General features: G+C 65.8%; 21 protein-coding genes and 4 tRNA genes. 10 read left to right on the top strand and 15 right to left on the bottom strand.

Annotated elements, in window-relative coordinates:
• Positions 1 to 27: 27 nt before the first annotated feature.
• The 13 genes from rplL to ACQZF9_RS22205 form a co-directional block, all read right to left on the bottom strand.
• Positions 28 to 405 (bottom strand): 50S ribosomal protein L7/L12, encoded by a 378-nt coding sequence (gene rplL, locus ACQZF9_RS22265; RefSeq protein ID WP_428311146.1) that lies wholly within the window; start codon positions 403 to 405, stop codon positions 28 to 30.
• Positions 406 to 475: 70 nt separating this feature from the next.
• A complete protein-coding gene (gene rplJ, locus ACQZF9_RS22260; protein WP_428311145.1) occupies positions 476 to 1,009 on the bottom strand; it encodes a 50S ribosomal protein L10 in 534 nt (177 codons plus the stop codon).
• Positions 1,010 to 1,260: 251 nt separating this feature from the next.
• Positions 1,261 to 1,953, bottom strand: coding sequence for a 50S ribosomal protein L1 (rplA, locus tag ACQZF9_RS22255; RefSeq protein ID WP_428311144.1), 693 nt, complete (start codon positions 1,951 to 1,953; stop codon positions 1,261 to 1,263).
• A gap of 3 nt (positions 1,954 to 1,956) precedes the next feature.
• Complete coding sequence (rplK, locus tag ACQZF9_RS22250; protein WP_299695592.1) at positions 1,957 to 2,388, bottom strand: 50S ribosomal protein L11; 432 nt, start codon at positions 2,386 to 2,388, stop codon at positions 1,957 to 1,959.
• A gap of 200 nt (positions 2,389 to 2,588) precedes the next feature.
• The gene (gene nusG / locus ACQZF9_RS22245) at positions 2,589 to 3,122 is read right to left on the bottom strand and encodes a transcription termination/antitermination protein NusG (protein ID WP_428311143.1); all 534 of its coding nucleotides are present in this window, start codon (positions 3,120 to 3,122) and stop codon (positions 2,589 to 2,591) included.
• Between the two features lie 7 nt (positions 3,123 to 3,129).
• Complete coding sequence (gene secE, locus ACQZF9_RS22240; RefSeq protein ID WP_428311142.1) at positions 3,130 to 3,510, bottom strand: preprotein translocase subunit SecE; 381 nt, start codon at positions 3,508 to 3,510, stop codon at positions 3,130 to 3,132.
• A 60-nt stretch (positions 3,511 to 3,570) separates the two neighbouring features.
• A tRNA-Trp gene (locus ACQZF9_RS22235) sits at positions 3,571 to 3,646 on the bottom strand.
• Positions 3,647 to 3,769: 123 nt separating this feature from the next.
• Complete coding sequence (gene tuf, locus ACQZF9_RS22230) at positions 3,770 to 4,972, bottom strand: elongation factor Tu (RefSeq protein ID WP_428311141.1); 1,203 nt, start codon at positions 4,970 to 4,972, stop codon at positions 3,770 to 3,772.
• 199 nt (positions 4,973 to 5,171) lie between these two features.
• Positions 5,172 to 5,247: transfer RNA gene (locus tag ACQZF9_RS22225), tRNA-Thr, on the bottom strand.
• A 49-nt stretch (positions 5,248 to 5,296) separates the two neighbouring features.
• A tRNA-Gly gene (locus ACQZF9_RS22220) sits at positions 5,297 to 5,370 on the bottom strand.
• Positions 5,371 to 5,372: 2 nt separating this feature from the next.
• Positions 5,373 to 5,458, bottom strand: a tRNA-Tyr gene (locus ACQZF9_RS22215).
• A 92-nt stretch (positions 5,459 to 5,550) separates the two neighbouring features.
• On the bottom strand, positions 5,551 to 8,031 hold the full coding sequence (gene hrpB / locus ACQZF9_RS22210) for an ATP-dependent helicase HrpB (RefSeq protein WP_428311140.1): 2,481 nt from the start codon (positions 8,029 to 8,031) through the stop codon (positions 5,551 to 5,553).
• Between the two features lie 144 nt (positions 8,032 to 8,175).
• On the bottom strand, positions 8,176 to 9,051 hold the full coding sequence (locus ACQZF9_RS22205) for an alpha/beta fold hydrolase (RefSeq protein WP_428311139.1): 876 nt from the start codon (positions 9,049 to 9,051) through the stop codon (positions 8,176 to 8,178).
• Positions 9,052 to 9,476: 425 nt separating this feature from the next.
• Between ACQZF9_RS22205 and ACQZF9_RS22200 the strand changes: the two genes are divergently transcribed.
• The 7 genes from ACQZF9_RS22200 to trpC all read left to right on the top strand — a co-directional run bounded on the left by ACQZF9_RS22200 (position 9,477) and on the right by trpC (position 16,238).
• Positions 9,477 to 10,238 carry a peptidase gene (locus ACQZF9_RS22200; protein WP_428311138.1) on the top strand — a complete coding sequence of 254 codons (762 nt, stop codon included), beginning with the start codon at positions 9,477 to 9,479 and terminating at the stop codon, positions 10,236 to 10,238.
• Positions 10,239 to 10,508: 270 nt separating this feature from the next.
• On the top strand, positions 10,509 to 11,189 hold the full coding sequence (rpe, locus tag ACQZF9_RS22195; protein ID WP_428311137.1) for a ribulose-phosphate 3-epimerase: 681 nt from the start codon (positions 10,509 to 10,511) through the stop codon (positions 11,187 to 11,189).
• On the top strand, positions 11,189 to 12,208 hold the full coding sequence (locus tag ACQZF9_RS22190) for an MFS transporter (RefSeq protein ID WP_428311136.1): 1,020 nt from the start codon (positions 11,189 to 11,191) through the stop codon (positions 12,206 to 12,208). The genes rpe and ACQZF9_RS22190 overlap by 1 nt, the downstream gene beginning before the upstream one ends.
• A 152-nt stretch (positions 12,209 to 12,360) precedes the next feature.
• A complete protein-coding gene (trpE, locus tag ACQZF9_RS22185; protein WP_428311135.1) occupies positions 12,361 to 13,800 on the top strand; it encodes an anthranilate synthase component I in 1,440 nt (479 codons plus the stop codon).
• Positions 13,801 to 13,819: 19 nt separating this feature from the next.
• Positions 13,820 to 14,410: an anthranilate synthase component II gene (locus tag ACQZF9_RS22180; RefSeq protein WP_428311134.1), complete on the top strand. Its 591-nt coding sequence runs from the start codon at positions 13,820 to 13,822 to the stop codon at positions 14,408 to 14,410.
• Positions 14,407 to 15,447 (top strand): anthranilate phosphoribosyltransferase, encoded by a 1,041-nt coding sequence (gene trpD / locus ACQZF9_RS22175; protein WP_428311133.1) that lies wholly within the window; start codon positions 14,407 to 14,409, stop codon positions 15,445 to 15,447. The genes ACQZF9_RS22180 and trpD overlap by 4 nt, the downstream gene beginning before the upstream one ends.
• Positions 15,444 to 16,238 (top strand): indole-3-glycerol phosphate synthase TrpC, encoded by a 795-nt coding sequence (trpC, locus tag ACQZF9_RS22170; protein WP_428311132.1) that lies wholly within the window; start codon positions 15,444 to 15,446, stop codon positions 16,236 to 16,238. The genes trpD and trpC overlap by 4 nt, the downstream gene beginning before the upstream one ends.
• 16 nt (positions 16,239 to 16,254) lie before the next feature.
• Here the strand turns inward: trpC and crp are convergent, their stop codons facing one another.
• Positions 16,255 to 16,911 (bottom strand): cAMP-activated global transcriptional regulator CRP, encoded by a 657-nt coding sequence (gene crp / locus ACQZF9_RS22165; RefSeq protein ID WP_428311131.1) that lies wholly within the window; start codon positions 16,909 to 16,911, stop codon positions 16,255 to 16,257.
• 129 nt (positions 16,912 to 17,040) lie between these two features.
• On the opposite strand from crp, the gene ACQZF9_RS22160 reads away from it, so the two are divergent.
• The 3 genes from ACQZF9_RS22160 (at position 17,041) to ACQZF9_RS22150 (ending at position 19,234) form a co-directional block, all read left to right on the top strand.
• Positions 17,041 to 17,463, top strand: coding sequence for an OsmC family protein (locus ACQZF9_RS22160; protein WP_428311130.1), 423 nt, complete (start codon positions 17,041 to 17,043; stop codon positions 17,461 to 17,463).
• 128 nt (positions 17,464 to 17,591) lie between these two features.
• Positions 17,592 to 18,413, top strand: a complete 822-nt coding sequence (gene speD / locus ACQZF9_RS22155) for an adenosylmethionine decarboxylase (RefSeq protein WP_428311129.1) — start codon at positions 17,592 to 17,594, stop codon at positions 18,411 to 18,413.
• 122 nt (positions 18,414 to 18,535) lie between these two features.
• Entirely contained in the window at positions 18,536 to 19,234 is a 699-nt protein-coding gene (locus ACQZF9_RS22150; protein WP_428311128.1) for an RBBP9/YdeN family alpha/beta hydrolase, read from the top strand.
• 193 nt (positions 19,235 to 19,427) lie between these two features.
• Here ACQZF9_RS22150 and coq7 read toward each other — a convergent pair whose 3' ends face one another.
• Entirely contained in the window at positions 19,428 to 20,075 is a 648-nt protein-coding gene (gene coq7, locus ACQZF9_RS22145) for a 2-polyprenyl-3-methyl-6-methoxy-1,4-benzoquinone monooxygenase (RefSeq protein ID WP_428311127.1), read from the bottom strand.
• Between the last annotated feature and the right edge of the window lie 2 nt (positions 20,076 to 20,077).

The following is a 20,077-nucleotide window of genomic DNA, read 5'->3' as shown; positions in this document are numbered from 1 at the left end:
GCCGATACGTGCAGCGATGAATCAGATTTACTTGATGTCGACCTTGGCGCCGGCGGCTTCGAGCTTCTTCTTCAGAGCTTCGGAGTCGGCCTTGTTCACGCCGTCTTTCACGGTCTGCGGCGCGCCTTCGACCAGATCCTTGGCTTCCTTCAGGCCCAGGCCGGTGATTTCGCGAACGACCTTGATGACTTCGACTTTCTTCTCGCCGAAGGCGGTCAGAACGACGGTGAACTCGGTCTTCTCTTCGACCGGGGCGGCGGCGGCAGCGGCCGGGCCGGCAGCAGCGGCGACCGGAGCGGCGGCGGAAACGCCGAACTTTTCTTCCATCAACTTGACCAGCTCGACGATGTCCATGACGGACTTGGCGGCGATCGCGTCAAGGATTTCCTGATTGCTGAGCGACATGGGTAACTCCTTAAAAACTTAAATAGATGTGTGTGCGAAAACTGGACTGCGTAAGTGAGGCTGCGACGACTTAAGCGGCTTCTTCTGCCTTCTTGTCGCCGACGGCCTTGACGGCGCGTACGAACTGGGCGGTGGGTTCCGCAACGGTACGGACGAACTGTGCGATCGGTGCCTTCATGACGCCGAGGAGCATGGACAGAGCCTGATCCTTGGTCGGCAGATTGGCGAGGCGATCGAGATCGGCGGCACCATAGAGGTTGCCACCCACCGCGAGACCCTTGACCACCAGCTTGTCGTTGGCCTTTGCGAAGTCCTTGATCACCCGACCGACGGAACCCGGATCATCGAGAGAAAAACCGATGACCAGCGGACCCGTCAGCACCGGATCCAGGCACTCGAACTCCGTGCCCTTCACCGCGCGCTTGGCCAGCGTGTTCTTCACCACGTGCAGGTAGATGCCGTTTTCACGGGCAGTACTGCGCAGGATGTCGAACTTGCCGGCGGTCAGACCGCGGTACTCGGCAACCACTGCCGAGAGCGCGCGCGACGCGACTTCATTCACTTCCGCAACCAGGACCTTCTTGTCTTCGAGCCTTAGCGCCATCCGACTTAACTCCTGTGTTGCTCTACTACGTTGACGACTCGGGCTTGCCCGACTTTCGCCGAGTGCCCACCTTTGCTGCGTACCACGGTGCCGTCAGCGGAGAGCCTCGTGCACCATCTGCGTAAGCGCTCTTTCGAGCTTTAAGCCTTGCGGCGACTTACGGTCTCGGATGGAGCAGCCTTGCGGCCACACACATCTGAATTACCAATCTGCGGCGATGCTTCGCAACGCCGCAGACACTTGAAAAAGCCTTACTCCGGCAGCGTCGACACGTCGACGCGGATGCCCGGGCCCATCGTGGTCGAGAGCGTGACCTTCTTGATGTACACGCCCTTGCTCGAGGACGGCTTCTGCTTGCGCACGTCGCGGACGACGGCCAGCAGGTTGTCCATCAGCTTGGCCTTGTCGAAATCGGCGGAGCCGACCGAGCAATGCACGATGCCGGCCTTGTCGGTGCGGAACTTGGCCATACCGGCCTTGGCGTTCTTGACCGCTTCGGCGACGTTCGGCGTCACGGTGCCGGTCTTCGGGTTCGGCATCAGGCCGCGCGGACCGAGCAGCTGGCCCAACTGACCGACGACGCGCATCGCGTCCGGGCTGGCGATGACGACCTGGTAGTCCATGTCGCCGGCCTTCATCTTGGCGGCGAGGTCATCCATACCGACGGCGTCGGCGCCGGCAGCAGTGGCTTCGGCCGCCTTGGCGCCCTGGGTGAACACGGCGACGCGGACCGACTTGCCGTTGCCGTGCGGCAGCACGGTGGAGCCACGGACGTTCTGGTCCGACTTCTTGGCGTCGATGCCGAGGTTGATCGACAGATCGACCGATTCCTTGAACTTGGCGGTGGAGCAGGTGGCGATCAGATCGAGCGCCTGCTCGAGCGGATAGGCCTTGCCCTGGACGACCTTGGATGCAAACAGTTTGGCGCGCTTGGTGAGTGCCATGGCTTAGACCCCTTCCACTTCGACGCCCATCGAACGGGCAGAGCCGGCGATGATCTTGATCGCGGCGGTCATGTCGGCGGCGTTGAGATCCGGCCACTTCAGCTTGGCGATGTCTTCCAGCTGGCTCTTCTTGATCTTGCCCACCTTCTTGGTATGGGGCGTCGGCGAGCCGGATTCAATACCGACGGCCTTCTTGATCAGGTAAGTCGCCGGCGGCGTCTTCATGATGAAGGTGAAGGACTTGTCCGAATACACGGTGATGACCACCGGGATCGGCATGCCGGGTTCGAGCTTCTGCGTTGCCGCGTTGAACTCTTTGCAGAAACCCATGATGTTCACGCCCTGCTGACCGAGCGCAGGACCAATGGGCGGCGAGGGATTGGCCTTGCCGGCCGGAATTTGCAGCTTGACGTAGCCTTGGACTTTCTTGGCCATGAATGCTCCTGATGGGTGATAGCGCCGCGTTTATTTCGCGGCTCCCCGGTTGATGCTTATGGAACCGGCTGCGCCGGCTCCGCCTTTGAAACGCTTACATCGCTAAAACAGCCATCCTTGGCGAAGCTTCCGGCCCGGCCATCCGTGGCCGGGCGCTGAGCCGGGCGAACAGTCCACTGGACTGTTCGCACAACCCCGTCTCAGCCCTTTTCGACCTGAGAGAATTCCAGCTCGACCGGCGTCGACCGGCCGAAGATCAGAACGGCCACACGCAGACGGTTCTTCTCGTAATTGACTTCCTCGACGACGCCGTTGAAATCGGCGAACGGACCTTCGGTCACGCGCACGGATTCGCCCGGCTCGTACAGCGTCTTCGGCTTCGGCTTCTCGACCGATTCCTCGACGCGATTCAGGATCGCATTGGCTTCCTTCTCGGAAATCGGCGCGGGCTTGTCCGGCGTACCGCCGATGAAGCCCAGCACTTTCGGCGTGGACTTGACCAGATGCCAGGTGTCCTCGCCCATTTCCATCTGCACCAGCACATAGCCGGGGAAGAACTTGCGCTCGGTGGTGCGCTTGACGCCGTCCTTGATCTCGACCACTTCTTCAGTGGGGACCAGGATGTCGCCGAACTTGTCTTGCAGACCCGCGCGGCCGATGCGCTCGACCAGGGCCTTCTTCACATTATTCTCGTACTGCGAATACGCATGTACGACGTACCAACGCATGCTCATCGTGTTCTTAACCCCGACCGGTGAGCGATTTCACGCCGAACAGCAGCACGGAGTCCAAGCCCCAGAGCAGCACCGACATGATCAGAACGACCACGGCGATCATCAGCGTGGCCTGCAGGCTTTCCTGGCGAGACGGCCAGACCACCTTGCGCAACTCGGTGCGGGCGCCGACGACATAGCCCCACAGTTCCTGGCCAAGATGGGTGCGATAAGCGAGTGCAACGGAGGCGCCGAGTGCAGCCAGCAGAATCAGCAGGCGCAGGGCCGCGTTGACTTCGCCGTTGAACCAGTAAAACGCCACCATGCCGCCCACGAGCAACAGCGCCGAACCGATCAGCAACAGGCTGTCGTAGCGCGATGAGCTGGGTGCTTCGATCTGGGGTTCCATCAACATCCCGGTGTGCGACTGATGCAAAATGATTTCGACGTGAAACGCTCTAGCGCTTAATGGCAGGGGCGGAGGGTGTCGAACCCCCAACCTTCGGTTTTGGAGACCGACGCTCTACCAATTGAGCTACGCCCCTACAGACACAAAGCCGAGCACTTCAAAAGGGGCGCGGAGTTTACGCGCCCTACCGCCAAAAATCAAAGACGAACCCTCGGCGCCCTGACCGGATGTCCGGTCGGGGCGCCGAGGGCTGGTGTCTTTAAGCGAGGATCTTCGTAACGACGCCGGCGCCGACGGTGCGGCCGCCTTCACGGATCGCGAAACGAACCTGCTCTTCCATCGCGATCGGGTTGATCAGCTCAACCGTCACCTTGATATTGTCGCCCGGCATCACCATCTCCGTGCCTTCCGGCAGGAACACAGAGCCCGTCACGTCGGTCGTGCGGAAGTAAAACTGCGGACGATAGCCCTTGAAGAACGGCGTGTGACGACCGCCCTCTTCCTTCGTCAGCACGTAAACCTCACCCTCGAACTTCGCATGCGGCTTGATGCTGCCCGGCTTGCACAGAACCTGGCCGCGCTCGATGTCTTCCTTCTTCGTGCCGCGCAGCAGCAGGCCGACGTTGTCGCCCGCCTGGCCCTGGTCGAGCAGCTTGCGGAACATTTCAACACCGGTGATGGTGCTCACCGCCGTCGGGCGAATGCCGACGATCTCAACGTTCTCACCGACCTTGATGATGCCGCGCTCGATACGACCCGTGGCCACGGTGCCGCGGCCCGAGATCGAGAACACGTCTTCCACCGGCAGCAGGAAGGGCTTGTCCACCTGGCGTTCCGGCTCCGGAATGTAGGTGTCCAGCGCGTCGTACAGCTCCTGCACCTTGGCCACCCACTCCGGCTCGCCGGCGATCGCCTTGGTCGCGCTGCCGCGGATGATCGGGGTGTCGTCGCCCGGGAAGCCGTACTTGCTCAGCAGGTCGCGTACTTCCATCTCGACCAGTTCCAGCAGTTCGGTGTCTTCCACCAGGTCGCACTTGTTCAGCCACACCACGACCTTGGGCACGTTGACCTGCTTGGCCAGCAGCACGTGCTCACGGGTCTGCGGCATCGGGCCGTCCACCGCCGACACTACCAGGATCGCGCCGTCCATCTGCGCGGCGCCGGTGATCATGTTCTTCACATAGTCCGCGTGGCCGGGGCAGTCGACGTGCGCGTAGTGGCGCGCGTTGGTTTCGTACTCCACGTGGCTGGTCGCGATCGTCAGAATCTTCGTGCTGTCACGACGACCCTGCGATTCCGACGCCTTCGCCACTTCGTCGTACGCCACGTACTTGGTCTTGCCAAACTTGTCCGACGAAATCTTCGTCAGCGCCGCCGTCGTCGTCGTCTTGCCGTGGTCAACGTGACCAATCGTGCCAACGTTCACATGCGGCTTCGCGCGCTCGAACTTTTCCTTTGCCATGACTCTTGCGACTCCAGTTTAGATAGCGTTTTTGCCGGACGACGGCGATTTTATAAAGAACAAGAAAAACTAAATTTGGTGCCCACGAAAGGAATCGAACTTTCGATGGCGCTTCGCGCCATCGAAACAACCCGATCCATCCATTGGAGGTCGAAGCTTCGATTCCTTTCGTCATCGCTGCCCTCAACCTCTTTGAAACTGGTGCCCACGAAAGGAATCGAACCTTCGACCTCACCCTTACCAAGGGTGTGCTCTACCGACTGAGCTACGGGGGCGTTGCTTGCAACTTGTTACCGCTTACGACTCGTTTCTTGAAGCATTCAATGGAGCGGGAGACGGGAATCGAACCCGCGTGATCAGCTTGGAAGGCTGAAGTTCTACCATTGAACTACTCCCGCAATGGTGGAGGGAGAAGGATTCGAACCTTCGTAGACATAAGTCAGCAGATTTACAGTCTGCCCTCGTTGGCCGCTTGAGTATCCCTCCCACGCAGGCAAAGACCCGAAGGCCCCGGCCCAAAACGAGCCGCGTATTCTGGTGACCGGGACCGGGCGCGTCAAGGGAATTCGCGAGAATTTTTATGGGGCGCGCGGCTTGGCTCGCGCCGTCGGCGGCGCCTGCAGCGGATCGTCCGGCCAGGGATGGCGCGGATAACGGCCTTTCAGCTCTTTCTTGACCTCGGCGTAGGTGCGCGCCCAGAAGCCGGCCAGGTCCTGGGTGACCTGGATCGGCCGCTTGCCCGGCGACAGCAGGTGCAGCATCGCCGGCATGCGGCCGTCGTCGACCGCCGGCGTCCGGGTCAGCCCGAACAGCTCCTGCAGCTTGACCGCCAGCACCGGCGGCGCGCCGTCGGGCGAGTAGTCCAGCGCGATGCGCGAGCCGCTGGGCACCCCGAGATGGGTCGGCGCCAGCTGCGCCAGCCTCTGCTGGCGCTCGTAGCTGAGGTCGCCGTTGAGGATCGACCCCAGATCCAGCCGCTCCAGATGCTCGCGCCGGGTGATGCCGGCCAGATGCGGCAGCAGCCAGTCGTCGAGGCTCGCGGCAAGGGCCTCATCGGACACGTCCGGCCAGCCATCGTCGGCGCGCCAGCGGCGCAGCGACAGCACCCGCGCCTGCCACTGCCGCGTCGCTTCGGTCCACGGCAGCACGCCCACGCCGAGCGCGGCGACGCCCCGGATCATCGCCGCGGCGGTCGCCTCCGCGCCGGCGCGCCAGGGCCGGCGCTCCATCACGATCGCGCCGAGGCCGCGGCGCTCCTCGGCGATCACCGCCTCGGCGATCGCGTCCCAGCGCACCTGGCGCTGCCAGCTCAGCGCCTCGGCCTGATCCTTCAGCAGCTGCGCCTCGACCAGCCGCGCGGCGGCGCGCACCTTGCGCGGCGGGCCCGGGTCCCAGTTGCCGATCGCCAGCCAGGTCTGCTGCGCCAGCGGATCGTTCTCCGGCAGCCGCGCCTCCGAGCCGTCGGCGCACAGGTAAAGCCCGCGGCCGCTGTCGCGTCGCCGCGCGATGCGCTCCGGGTAGGCCAGTGCCAGCACGCGGCCGACATCGTCCTCGTCGAAGTCGGCGGCCAGCTCGGCGTCGCGGGCATCCCGCTGGCGCAGCAGCTGGCGCACCGAGTCGCGCACCCGGCGCAGCGCATTGGGGTCGCTGACGCGGCCGAGTACGTAGCCGCGGACGGTATGCGCCAGGTCGAGTTGCGAGCTGCCGTCGCGCTCGTCGAGCACCGCCGCGGTCCAGGCCGCGACCGCCTCAAGCCCGAGCGCTCGCGCGCCGACCAGCATGTGGCCGCGCCGCGGCGAGGCCGGCAGCCGCACCAGCTCCCGGCCATGGGCGCTGATGCGACCGTCGTCGCCGAGCGCGCCCAGCGCGCGCAACAGATCGCGTGCGACCTGCCAGGCGATCGCCGGCGGCTGATCGAGCAGCCTCAGTTCGGCCGGCGTCGTGCCCCAGGACGCCAGCTCCAGCGCGAAGCGGCTGATGTCGGCGGTCAGGATTTCGGGATCGTCGAACGGTGCCAGCCGTCCCTGCTGCTCGCTGCTCCACAGCCGGTAGCAGACGCCGGGGCCGAGACGCCCGGCGCGGCCGGCGCGCTGCTCGGCCGAGGCGCGCGAGATGCGCTCGGTCTGCAGGCCGTTGGCGCCAGAGCCGAGGTCGTAGCGCGCGACGCGCGCATAGCCGGCGTCGACCACCGTGGTCACGCCTTCGACGGTCAGGCTGGTCTGCGCGATGTTGGTCGCCAGGATCACCTTGCGCCGCCCGGCCGGCACCGGCGCCAGCGCCAGGTCCTGCTCGCGGCTGTCGAGCTCGCCATACAGAGGCCGTATTTCCACCGACTCGGGCAGCCGCGATTCCAGCCGTCTTTGCACGCCGCGGATTTCGCGGCCGCCGGGCAGGAAGGCGAGCACGTCGCCCTCGGTCTCGTTGAGGCCGGCGAGCACGCCGCCGACCATCGCGCTCTCCAGGTCCTCGCCGGCCTTCGGCGGCCGATAGCGGATCTCGACCGGAAACATGCGGCCGCCGGCCTCGATCACCGGCGCCTGGTCCAGCAGCTTCGACACGCGCGCGGTGTCCAGCGTCGCCGACATCACCAGCAGCCGCAGGTCGGGCCGCAGGCTGGCACGGGCGTCCCAGCACAGCGCCAGCGCCAGATCGGCGTCGAGGCTGCGCTCGTGGAACTCGTCGAAGATCACCAGGCCGACGCCGGGCAGATCGGCATCCGCCTGCAGCCGCCGCGCGAGCAGGCCTTCGGTGATCACCTCGATACGCGTGTCCGGGCCGATGCGCCGCTCGAAGCGCACCTGATAGCCGACGGTATCGCCGACTTTCTCCGCCAGCAGGCTGGCCATGCGCGCCGCCGAGGCCCGCGCGGCGATGCGCCGCGGCTCCAGAATGACGATGCGCTTGCCGGCCAGCCAGGGTTCGTCCAGCAGCGCCAGTGGCACCACCGTGGTCTTGCCCGAGCCCGGCGGCGCGGCCAGCACCGCGCGGCCGGCGTCGGCCAGCGCCAGGCGCAGCGCGGGGACGGCTTCGAGGGCGGGGAGCGGAGGCAGAGCACGCATGCTAGCTACCGCCCCCCTCCCCCGCCTGCGGGGGAAGGCCGGGATGGGGGCGCCTCGCAGTTACAGAGCTACGCCGCGACGTCCGCCCCCACCCTAGCCCTCCCCGGCACGCGGGGGAGGGGATGTTGTTTGGGGAGCGACGCATCAATCCGCGAAAAACGCCCGCAGTAGCGCGGCCGTCTCGGCCGGGCGCTCGAAATGCAGCATGTGGCCGGCGTCCTCGACGATCTGCTCGCGGCGGTCGCGGAAGCAGGCGCGCCGCTCGGCTCGCTCGTCGTCGCTGATCTGCCGGCGCAGCTCGGACTGGCCGCCGTCGATGAACAGGGTCCTGGCAGTGACTTCGGACCAGGCCGCCTTGCTCTCGGCAACGCGGTAAGGCACCGCGAACACGCGGCGGTGCTTGGGATCGGCGCACAGGCCAATACGGCCGTCCTCGCGCAGATAGCTCCAGCCGTGAGCGACGGACAGCGCGCGCTCCGGCGTCAGCCGCGGATGCAGCCGGCGGACGCGCTCGGCCAGCTGCTCGTAGCTGGCGTAATGCTGCTCGCGCGGCGACTCGCGCAGCTCGTCGAGCCATTGCCGCAGTTTCTTTGGCGTCTCCGCCGGCGGCTGGTCGCGCATGAACAGCCCGTCCAGCAGCGCCAGCTTTCCGACGCGATGCGGCCGCAAGCCGGAATAAATGCTGGCGATCTGCGCGCCGAGGCTGTGGCCGATCAGGCGCACCGCGGCATCCGGCGCATAGTGGTCGAGCAGCGCGTCGAGGTCGCCCAGGTAATCGGCGAACCAGTAGCCGTCCTGCGGCCATTCGCTCAGGCCGAAGCCGCGCAGATCGGGCGCCAGCACCTGCCAGTCGGGCAGCAGCGGCTGCACCAGGTCGTGGAACGTCGCCGAGGTGTCGAGCCAGCCATGCAGCAGGAACAGCGCCGGCGCCTGCGGCGAGCCCCAGCGGCGAACGTGGTAGCGCAGGCCGCGCAGCTGGACAAATTCTGATCGGCTGGCTGAGGGGTTGATAGGCTTCATCGGTTGGGCGTTTTCGGGCGAGTCTGCATGCGTGGCTCAGGAATTGCACCAGAGCCGGCACGACCCGGAACAGATAAGCCGTGACGTGGCTCCCCACCACCCCTAAACTGTGATCGCCAATGCGCGCTCAGCTTGCCAGCCTCTACAAGGAACCTCTGATTAAGTCCTGCGCGCCCGCGTTGCCCCGGAAATGGCGCCAGGCCAGGCGCGGGCTGCGCGGCTTGGTGATTCCAAGCAAGCAGCGCGCAACGCCGCATGGCGACATTTCCGGGGCAACCCGAAGGGCGGTGACCGAAAGGGGCGCATTGCTGCGTCTCTCCTTCCTCACGTACGTCCAGTACATTTCGTCAGTCGTTCCTTGCACTGCGCCCCTTTCGGTCACCGCGCGGACGTGCAGGACTTAATCTGAGGTTCCCGAAGACTCCATGACCTATTGCCTCGCCATCAAAGTGGACGACGGCCTCGTGTTTGCGTCCGACACCCGCACCAGTGCCGGCGTCGACGATGTGCGGACCTACAACAAGCTGCACATCTCCGAGACCGCCGGCGAGCGCGTGTTCGTGGTGCTGTCGGCCGGCAACCTGGCGACCACGCAGTGGGTGCTCAACACCCTGCGCCGGGATCTGGACTCGCCCGACGCGCCGGTGTCGCTGCGCAACGTGCGCCACATGTACGACGCCGCCGAGTACATGGGCACCCTGTCGGTGCGCGCGCAGAAAGAGTCCTCGGCCTACGGCCAGTACAGCAACGTCGACTTCCGCACCACGTTGATCCTCGGCGGCCAGATCCTCGGCGAGGAACCCTCGCTGTACATGATCTACCCCGAGGGCAACTGCATTTCGGTGTCGCCGGAGACGCCGTATCTGCAGATCGGCGAGAGCAAGTACGGCAAGCCGATCCTGGACCGCATCATCCGCCCTCACATCTCGCTGGAAGAGGCCACGCGCTGCGCGCTGGTGTCGCTGGACTCGACGATGAAGTCCAACCTCACAGTCGGCCCGCCGCTGGACGTGGCGATCCTGGCGCGCGACGCGCTGCGCATCACCCACAAGCTGCGCCTGGACATCGACACGCCTTACTACGCGGCGCTGAAGAAGGCCTGGGGCGAGAACCTGGAGCGGATCTTCCGCGAGGAACTGCCCAAGTTCGACTGGGAAGCCAATCCGCACCAGCGGTCGATGCTCTGATCGCGCTATCCCCGGGGTCTCAACGGGGCTGCGGCAGGTTTCATGTAGCCCGGGTGAAACCCGGGTCGCTTCAGCCGGAATTCACCGCCAGCGCCTAGCGTTCGGTTATCCGACGAATGCAGCGAGGCCCGCCATGGCGCTCTACTACCTGACCCGCACCCACACGCTGACGTTCGCGTTGTCGCTGTGCAGCGTGCTGGCGAGCTTCCCGGCCTAGCGAAGCCGGCTTTTCTGGGATAATCGCGGGCGCTTTCCAGCCGGTGGTGTCCCATGTCACGTCAAAAGCCCGTCATTGCTCCCTCGATCCTGTCCGCTGACTTCGCGCGGCTGGGCGAGGACACCGCCAAGGTGCTGGCCGCCGGCGCCGACTGGGTGCATTTCGACGTGATGGACAACCACTACGTGCCCAATCTGACCATGGGCCCGATGTTCTGCGAGGGCCTGCGCAAGTACGGCATCAAGGCGCATATCGACGTCCATCTGATGATCGAGCCGGTCGACGCGCTGGCCCAGGGCTTCGCCAAGGCCGGCGCCAGCTCGATCACCTTCCATCCCGAAGCGACGCGCCATATCGACCGCAGCCTGCAGGCGATCCGCGACGCCGGCTGCCAGACCGGCCTGGTGTTCAACCCGGCGACCTCGCTGGACTGCCTCGAATACGTGATGGACAAGATCGACATCATCCTGCTGATGTCGGTCAACCCCGGCTTCGGCGGCCAGAGCTTTCTGCCCAGCGCGCTGGTCAAGCTGCGCCAGGCGCGCGCGCTGATCGACAAGAGCGGACGCGACATCCGTCTGGAAATCGATGGCGGCGTCAAGATCGACAACATCGGTGAAATCGCCGCCGCCGGCGCCGACACCTTCGTCGCCGGCTCGGCGATTTTCGGCACGAGCGACTACGCCGCGACGATCAAGGCTATGCACGAGCAGATCGCGCGCAGCGTCGGCTGATGACCGATACACACGCGCCGGCAATGGGCCCGGCGCTGACCACGCTGTTCGCGGTCGGCTGCGGCCTGATCGTCGCCAACCTGTACTACGGCCAGCCGCTGATCGGCCTGATCGGCCCCGAACTCGGGCTGCCGGCCGAGACCATCAGCCTGGTCGTCACGCTGACCCAGATCGGCTACGGCCTCGGCCTGTTGCTGATCGTGCCGCTGGGTGACCGGCTGGAAAACCGCCGCCTGCTCGCCGGCATCCTGCTGGCACGGCCGGTGGCCAGCATGACCGCGCACCTGTTCGGCTGGCGCGCGATCTACGCGGCGTCCGCCTTGCTGATGGTCGTGCTGGCGCTGGTGTTGCGGCGCGCGCTGCCGGCGCGGCATCCGAGCGCGACGATGCGCTATCCGCAGCTGCTGCATTCGCTGTACGAGCTGTTTCGCGACACGCCGCTGCTGCGCCGGCGCTCGGCTTATCACGCGGCGATGTTCGGCGCCTTCAGCCTGTTCTGGAGCGCGATCGCACTGCTGCTGGCGTCACCGGCTTTCGGCTATTCGCAGAGCGGTATCGCCGCGTTCGCGCTGGCCGGCGCGGCCGGCGCCTTGTGCGCACCTTTCGCCGGACGTCTTGCCGATCGCGGCCTGACCCGGCCGGCGACCGGCGCGGCTCTGGCCCTGGCGGCGCTGGCCTTCGTCATCGCCGCGATCGGCGCGGCGACCACGTCGGTGAGCCTGCTGCTGATCGCCGCGCTGCTGCTCGACGTCGGCGTGTCGCTGAACCTGGTGCTCGGCCAGCGCAGCCTGTATGCGCTCGGCGACGCGATCCGCAGCCGCCTCAATGCCCTGTACATGTCGCTGTTCTTCGCCGGCGGCGCGGTCGGCTCGGCGTTGGCCGGATGGGCCTGGGCGCGGCACGGCTGGAACGGCGTCTGCGTGGTGGGCCTGGCGTTCGCGCTCGCGGCACTGCTGTATTTCGCCACCGAATTCGGCAGCCGCCGCTCGGCTGCGAGCCGCAGCGGCGGCGGTGTATAGTTCCGCCGATGAACAACACGCAGATGCAGTTTCGGGAGTCGATCGCGCGGGCAGCCTGCCCGCGCCTGTGGTGGCGATGGCGCTGACCAGCGCCCGGCGCGGACCAAGGTCCGCGCACTCTCCCGCTGCACGATCCACTTAAAGCCGAACTCATGACTTCTGCGACTCCGTACACGCATGTTGCGCTGACGCGCGAACTCTCCGCCGACCTCGACACGCCGGTCGGCGCCTATCTGAAGCTCGCCGCCGCGCCCTACTCTTTCCTGCTCGAATCGATGGTCGGCGGCGAACGCTGGGGCCGCTATTCCTTCATCGGCCTGCCGTCGCGCGAAGTGCTGCGGGTCAGCGGCGATGCGATCACGCTGAGCCGCGATGGCCATGTGATCGAGAAAGCGAGCGCGACCAATCCGATGGAGTGGATCCGCGCCTACGCCGCGCGCCGCCACGTTCAACCCGACGCCGCGCTGCCGCGCTTTTCCGGCGGTCTGGTCGGCTATTTCGGCTACGACTGCGTGCGCTACTTCGAGCCGCGGCTGGCGGCGACGCAGCCGGCCGACACCGTCGGCACGCCGGACATCCTGCTGATGCTCGCCGACGAGCTGGTCGCTTTCGACAACCAGCGCGCGATCCTGACGATCATCACCCACGCGCTCGCCGACGACGCGGCCGACCAGGCGCGCGCGCGCCTGCGCCTCGACGAAATCGAAGCGCAGCTCAACGCGAAAACCGAAGTCTCGCGCGCACCGCTGCCGACGAATGCGCGGGAACTCGATTTCACATCCTGCTTCGGCGAAGCCAAGTTCAAGCAAGCGGTACAGCGCGTGCAGAACTACATCGCCGCCGGCGACTGCATGCAGGTGGTGCCGTCGCAGCGCCTGTCCGCGCCGTTCGCGGCCGAGCCGATCGCGCTGTATCGGGCGATCCGACGCCTTAATCCGTCGCCGTATCTTTACTGCATGGACCTGGGCGATCACCACGTCGTCGGCTCCTCGCCGGAAATCCTGGTGCGCGTCGAGGACGGTGATGTCACCGTGCGGCCGATCGCCGGCACGCGCAAACGCGGCGCGACGATCGTCGAAGACCAGCAACTCGAAACCGAGCTGCTCGCCGACGACAAGGAACTCGCCGAACACCTGATGCTGATCGATCTCGGCCGCAACGATGTCGGCCGCGTCGCGTCCACCGGCAGCGTCAAGGTCACCGAGAAAATGGCGATCGAGCGCTACAGCCACGTGATGCACATCGTCAGCAACGTCACCGGAAAGTTGAAGCCGGGCCTCGACGCGCTGCATGCGCTCGCGGCGACCTTCCCGGCCGGCACCTTGTCCGGCGCGCCGAAAGTGCGCGCGATGGAAATCATCGACGAAGTCGAGCCGGTGAAACGCGGCATCTACGGCGGCGCCGTCGGTTATCTGGGCTGGGACGGCAATATGGACACCGCGATCGCGATACGCACCGCGGTGATCAAGGACGGCCTGGTGCACGTACAGGCCGGCGCCGGCATCGTCGCCGACTCGGTGCCGCAATCCGAATGGGACGAGACCATGAACAAGGCGCGGGCGATGATGAAAGCCGCCGCGCAGGCCTCGTGAACGGAATCGGAAGAACGCCATGCTGCTGATGATCGACAACTACGATTCCTTCACCTACAACCTCGTCCAGTATTTCGGCGAGCTCGGCGTCGAGGTGCAGGTGCACCGCAACGATGCGATCACGGTCGACGAGGTCGCCGCGCTCAAGCCCAGCCAGATCGTGCTGTCGCCGGGGCCATGCACGCCGAACGAGGCCGGCATCTGCCTGGAGCTGATCGACAAGCTCGGCAAGACCGGCCGCTTTCCGATACTCGGCGTGTGCCTGGGCCATCAGGCTATCGGCCAGGCTTTTGGCGGCGACGTGCGCCGCGCACGCGCGGTGATGCACGGCAAGACCAGCCTGGTGCATCACCAGGGTGTCGGTGTATTTCGCGATCTGCCGTCGCCGTACACGGCGACGCGCTATCACTCGCTGATCGTCGAGCAGGGCACGTTCCCGGCGGAGCTGGAAGTCACCGCCTGGACCGAACACGCCGACGGTACGCGTGACGAGGTCATGGGCCTGCGTCATAAAACGCTGGCAATCGAGGGCGTGCAGTTTCATCCCGAGTCGATCCTGACCGAGCACGGTCATGCGCTGCTGAAGAATTTCGTGGAGCACAGCCGATGAGCATCACGCCGCAGCAGGCGCTGACGCGCACCATCGAGCATCGCGAGATTTTTCACGATGAAATGATCGACCTGATGCGCCAGATCATGCGCGGCGAGGTCTCGCCGCTGATGGTCGCGGCGCTGCTGACCGGCCTGCGCGTGAAGAAGGAAACCATCGGCGAAATCGCCGCCGCGGCCAGCGTGCTGCGCGAGTTCTCGCGCAAGGTGGTGTTGCCGCCAGACCCGCATTTCGTCGACGTGGTCGGCACCGGCGGCGACGGCGCGCACACGTTCAACATCTCCACCGCGGCGAGCTTCACCGCGGCGGCGGCCGGCGCGCGCGTCGCCAAGCACGGCAATCGCGGCGTGTCGTCGAAGAGCGGCGCCGCCGACGTGCTCGAAGCCTTAGGCGCGGCAATCGAGCTGGAGCCCGAGCAGGTTGCGGCCTGCCTGAAGGAAGTCGGCTTCGGCTTCATGTTCGCGCCCAAGCATCACCCGGCGATGAAGGTGGTCGCGCCGGTGCGCAAGGAACTCGGCGCGCGCACGATCTTCAACATCCTCGGCCCGCTGACCAATCCGGCGGACGCGCCGAATATTTTGATGGGCGTATTCCACGTCGACCTGGTCGGTATCCAGGTGCGCGCGCTGCAGAAACTCGGCAGCGAGCGCGCGCTGGTGGTCTGGGGCAGCGACGGTCTCGACGAGATTTCACTCGGTGCCGCGACCAAGGTCGGCGAGCTGCGCGACGGCCTGGTGCGCGAATACGAAATCCATCCGGAAGACTTCGGCATCGCGATGTCGGCGACGCGCAACCTGCGTGTCGACAATGCAGAAGAATCGAAGACGCGATTACTCGAAGCCTTGGGCGATCAGCCCGGCCCGGCGCGCGACATCGTCGCGCTCAATGCCGGCGCCGCGCTGTATGCAGCCGGTGTCGCCCGCGACATCGCCGACGGCCTGGCGCGCGCGCGCGCCGCCATCCGCAGCGGCGCGGCACGCGCCAAGCTCGACGACTACGTGCGCGTTTCGCGCCGTCTCGGAGATATCAAGGCATGAGCGACATCCTCGACACCATCCTGGCACGCAAGCGCGAAGAAATCGCCGAGCTGCGCAAGACCACGACGATCGATCAGCTGCGCACGCTGGCGCTGGCTCAGGATCCGCTGCGCGGCTTTTCCGCGGCACTGCGCCGCGCCGCGGTCGCCGGCCCCGCGGTGATCGCCGAGATCAAGCGCGCCTCGCCGAGCAAAGGTCTGATCCGCGCCGATTTCGACGCGGCCTGGCTGGCGCTGGAGTACGAGCAGGGCGGTGCGGCTTGCCTGTCGGTACTGACCGACCGCGATTTCTTTCAGGGCGGCGACGAGTATCTGGTCGCCGCGCGCCGCGCCTGCTCGCTGCCGGTGATCCGCAAGGATTTCCTGATCGACGAAATCCAGATCGTGCAGGCGCGCGCGATCGGTGCCGACTGCGTGCTGCTGATCGCGGCCGCGCTGAGCACGCAGCGCCTGCGCGAATTGCACACCTGTTCGCGTGAACTCGGCCTCGACGTGCTGGTGGAGATTCACGACGGCGCCGAACTGCAGCAGGTGCTCGACGCGCAACTCGGCGACGACTATCTGCTGGGCATCAACAACCGCAACCTGCGCAGCTTCGCCACCAGCCTGGACACTACGCTGGATCTGCTGGACCAGCTGCCGGCCGGTGCCGAAGTGGTCACCGAAAGCGGCATCGCCGCGAGCGCGGACGTACAGCGCATGCTCGCCGCCGGCGTGCGTCGCTTCCTGGTCGGTGAGTCGCTGATGCGCCAGCCGAGCCCGGCCGCGGCGCTGCAGGCGCTGATCGGCTGAGGCGCGACGACCGGCGCTAGCTGCGCTCGCCGGCCCGGCCGATGTTTTCCTTGCCCTTGTGCTGGACGCCGAGCACCAGGATGCTGCGGCCCTGGGCTTGCAGCATGCCGTCCTCCTCCAGCTTCTTCAGCACGCGGCCGGCCATTTCGCGCGAGCAGCCGATGATGCGCGCCAGCTCCTGGCGACTGCATTTGACCATGGTGCCGCGCGGATTCGGCTGTGCGTCGGGCTGCTGGCACAGCTCCAGCAGCGCGTGGGCAAGGCGGCCGGCGACATCCAGAAAAGCCAGGTCGCCGAGGCGCCGGCTGGTGTCGCGCAGGCGGGCCGCGAGCTGGCCGGCGACTTCGTACATGATTTGCGGGTTCTGCTGCACGAAAGTCGAAAACGCCTGGTAGCCGATTTCGGCGACCAGGGTCGGCACGCGCGTGCGCACGATCGCCGAGCGCCGCGGCTGATCCGGAAACAGGCACATTTCGCCGAAGAAGGAGCCGGTGTTCAGGTAGGCCAGCACCATCTCGCGCCCATCCTCGTCCTCGAGCAGGATGCTGACCGAACCCTCGAGGATCAGGTACAGCGACTTGGGCTCGTCCCCGGCATGAATGACCGTATGCTTGGGAGGCAGCGTGCGCTTGTGCGCCTGCGCGATGAAGGCCTGCACGGCCGGCTTCTGCATGAACATATCCCCACCCCCTTTTACCGCAATGGACCACGTGAAACAGCCAGAATAATTATTGGGTCGTGCCCTTTTATTGGGGAAAATAACACCAAAATTCCATGTCAACTAGTAAATACGGAGAGAATCGTGCAAGCACGGGTGAAGTGGGTCGAGAACGCCGCGTTCATCGGCGAAACCGGCAGCAGCCACGCGGTGGTGATCGACGGGCCGCCGGATATCGGCGGCCGCAACCTCGGCGCGCGGCCGATGGAGCTGATGCTGCTCTCGGTGGGCTCCTGCTCCGCAGTCGACATGGTGCATATCCTCAAGAAGGCCCGGCAGCCGGTCAGCGACTGCTCGGTGGAAGTGGACGGCAGGCGTGCCGACACCGAGCCCAAAGTGTTCACCGACATCCACCTGAAGTTCATCATCAAAGGTAAGGGCATGAACGAGAACCAGGTGAAACGCGCGGTGGAACTGTCGGCCGACAAGTACTGCTCGGCCTCGATCATGCTCAAGCGTGGCGGCGTCAACGTCACGCACAGCTACGAGCTGATCGAGACGCCGTAGCGGGAGCCTGCAGCGGGAAGCCGGGCGACGCACCGCTGTCATCGAATTCCCTCATAATGTCGCCCCTTCGCGTGCGGGGTTCGCACGCGGTCCCTCTCAATCTGCTCATCTCCTCGGGGATCTCTCGCGTGACGAAGACCAAGCCGACCAATAATCCCAAGCTCAAGCTCCTCGGGTTCAACAACCTGACCAAGACCTTGAGCTTCAACATTTACGACATCTGCTATGCGCGCACGCCGCAGCATCAGCAGGAATACATCGAGTACATCGACGAGGCCTACAACGCCGAGCGTCTGACCGCGATCCTGACCGAAGTCGCCGACATCATCGGCGCCAACGTGCTCAACGTCGCCCGCCAGGACTACGACCCCCAGGGCGCCTCGGTGACGATGCTGATCTCCGAAGGCCACCTCGACGGCCTGCCGACGCCGGGCATGCCGGAACCGGGCACCGAGATCACCAAGGAGTCCGTGGTCTCGCACCTGGACAAGAGCCACATCACCGTCCACACCTACCCGGAAACGCACCCGGACGCCGGCATCAGCACCTTCCGCGCCGATATCGACGTCAGCACCTGCGGCAAGATTTCGCCGCTGAAGGCGCTGAACTACCTGATCAAGAGCTTCGAGAGCGACATCGTGGTGATGGACTACCGCGTGCGCGGCTTCACCCGCAACGTGCGCGGCATGAAGCATTTCATCGACCACAACGTCGACTCGATCCAGAACTTCATCGGCAAGAGCATCCGCGAGCGCTACGACATGGTCGACGTCAACGTCTACCAGGAGAACATCTTCCACACCAAGATGAAGCTCAAGGAACTGGACCTGGACACCTACCTGTTCGGCGAAGGTGCAGCCGAGCTGCCGCTGCGCGACGCCAAGCGAATCAGCGAGCGGGTCGACCACGAGATCATGGAAATCTTCTACGGCAGGCTGATCCAGCGATAGAAGTCGGGCGCTTTATACCGCTTTGTTAGGCATAAATACTTTCATATTCCTTTTGCATTAAGCGCGTTCTCCCTAAGGTGGCGATACCGCAGCAGCCTGCTGCGGGTCTTATGGAGAACGTGATGCCGATTCAGGCCCTCGCCCGCCCGCAGCGGGCCACCCCGCAGACCAGCGGCAGCAGCCGCGACACGGTCAGCGAGCGCAGCCGCAATGCCACCAACGACGGCCAGATGCTGGTCGACGTCGCCGGCGCGCGCTTCGCCGGCGTCCGGGTGCTGATGGCGCCGGGCCTGTTCGGCAGCGGCCCGGATCACTGGCAGAGCGCCTGGCAGCGCCAGCATCCGCGCTTCACTCGCGTCGAGCAGGACGACTGGACCTGGCCCAACCTCGAGCGCTGGTCGCGCAAGGTGGTCGAGACCGCGATCAGCGCCAACGAGCCGGTGGTGATCGTCGCGCACAGCTTCGGCTGCCTGGCGACGGTGCGCGCCTCGGTGTTCCAGAGCAACCTGATCGCCGGTGCCCTGCTGGTGGCCCCGGCCGATCCGGCGCGCTTCCGCGTCGAGGACAAGCTGCCGCAGCACACCATCGACTTTCCGACCACGGTCGTGGCCAGCACCAACGATCCCTGGATGCCGTTCGAGAAGGCCCAGGCCTGGGCCGAACGCTGGGGCAGTGACTTCGTGCGGCTGGACGCCGCCGGTCACATCAACACCAAGTCCGGCTACTCGGAATGGCCGCTGGGCCTGCAACTGCTGGAGCAGCTTTGTGAGCGCGTAAACCCGCAGCCGGCGCGAATGCCATTGCTGCAGCTGCTGCATTGAGGTGAAAAAAGCCGGCGAAAGCCGGCTTTTTTGTTTGGCGGATACCGCGCTCCTCCGTTCGTCCCGAGTAGCCTCGCTGGCAGGCGTATCGAGGGAGCCGACGGCACGCGCAGTCCGATCCCTCGATACGCGGGCTCAAGCCCGCTGCTCGGGACGAACGGGGTTTCGTGGCGGGGTTTTTGTGGGATCGGCCCTAAAAGCGGTATGCCGCGGTCTTCATCACGATGGCGACGCGCTTCATCAGCGCGCGCACCGGCGCCGGCAACGGACGGCCGCCAAGGTCATGGGCTTCCTGGCCGTGGCGCTGCTCGTCGGCGCGCATGGCCTCGATGACGGCGCGGCTGCGGGCGTCGTCGACGGGGAGTTTCTGCAGATGCTCTTCGAGATGTTCGGCGACCTGCTTTTCGGTCTCCTCGACGAAGCCCAGGCTCCAGCGATCACCGGCGATGCCGGCGGCCGCGCCCATCGCGAACGAGCCGGCGTACCACAGCGGCTGCAGCAGGCTAGGCTTTTCGCCGAGTTCGGTGAGGCGCTGCTCGCACCATTGCAGATGCGCGCGCTCCTCGTCGGCGGCCTGCAGCAGGTGCTCGCGCAGCAGCGGATCACGCGAGGCCAGCGCCTGGCCGTGATACAGCGCCTGAGCGGCGACCTCGCCGGCGTGGTTGACGCGCATCAGCCCGGCCGCGTGGCGGCGCTCGCTATCGGCGAGGTCGCCGGCCGGCGCGCCGCGCGCCGGGCTCGGCATGGTCGTCGCGCGGCTTGAAGCCGCACGATTGAAACCGGAAAGGCGCTGCTGCAGGCCGATCAGCAGCCGGTCGGCGGCGCTGTACTCGCGGCTCATCA

Origin of the sequence: Hydrocarboniphaga sp. (assembly GCF_965279055.1) — a bacterium.
Classification (GTDB): Bacteria; Pseudomonadota; Gammaproteobacteria; order Nevskiales; family Nevskiaceae; genus Hydrocarboniphaga.
This window is presented reverse-complemented; position numbering and strand designations above follow the sequence as displayed.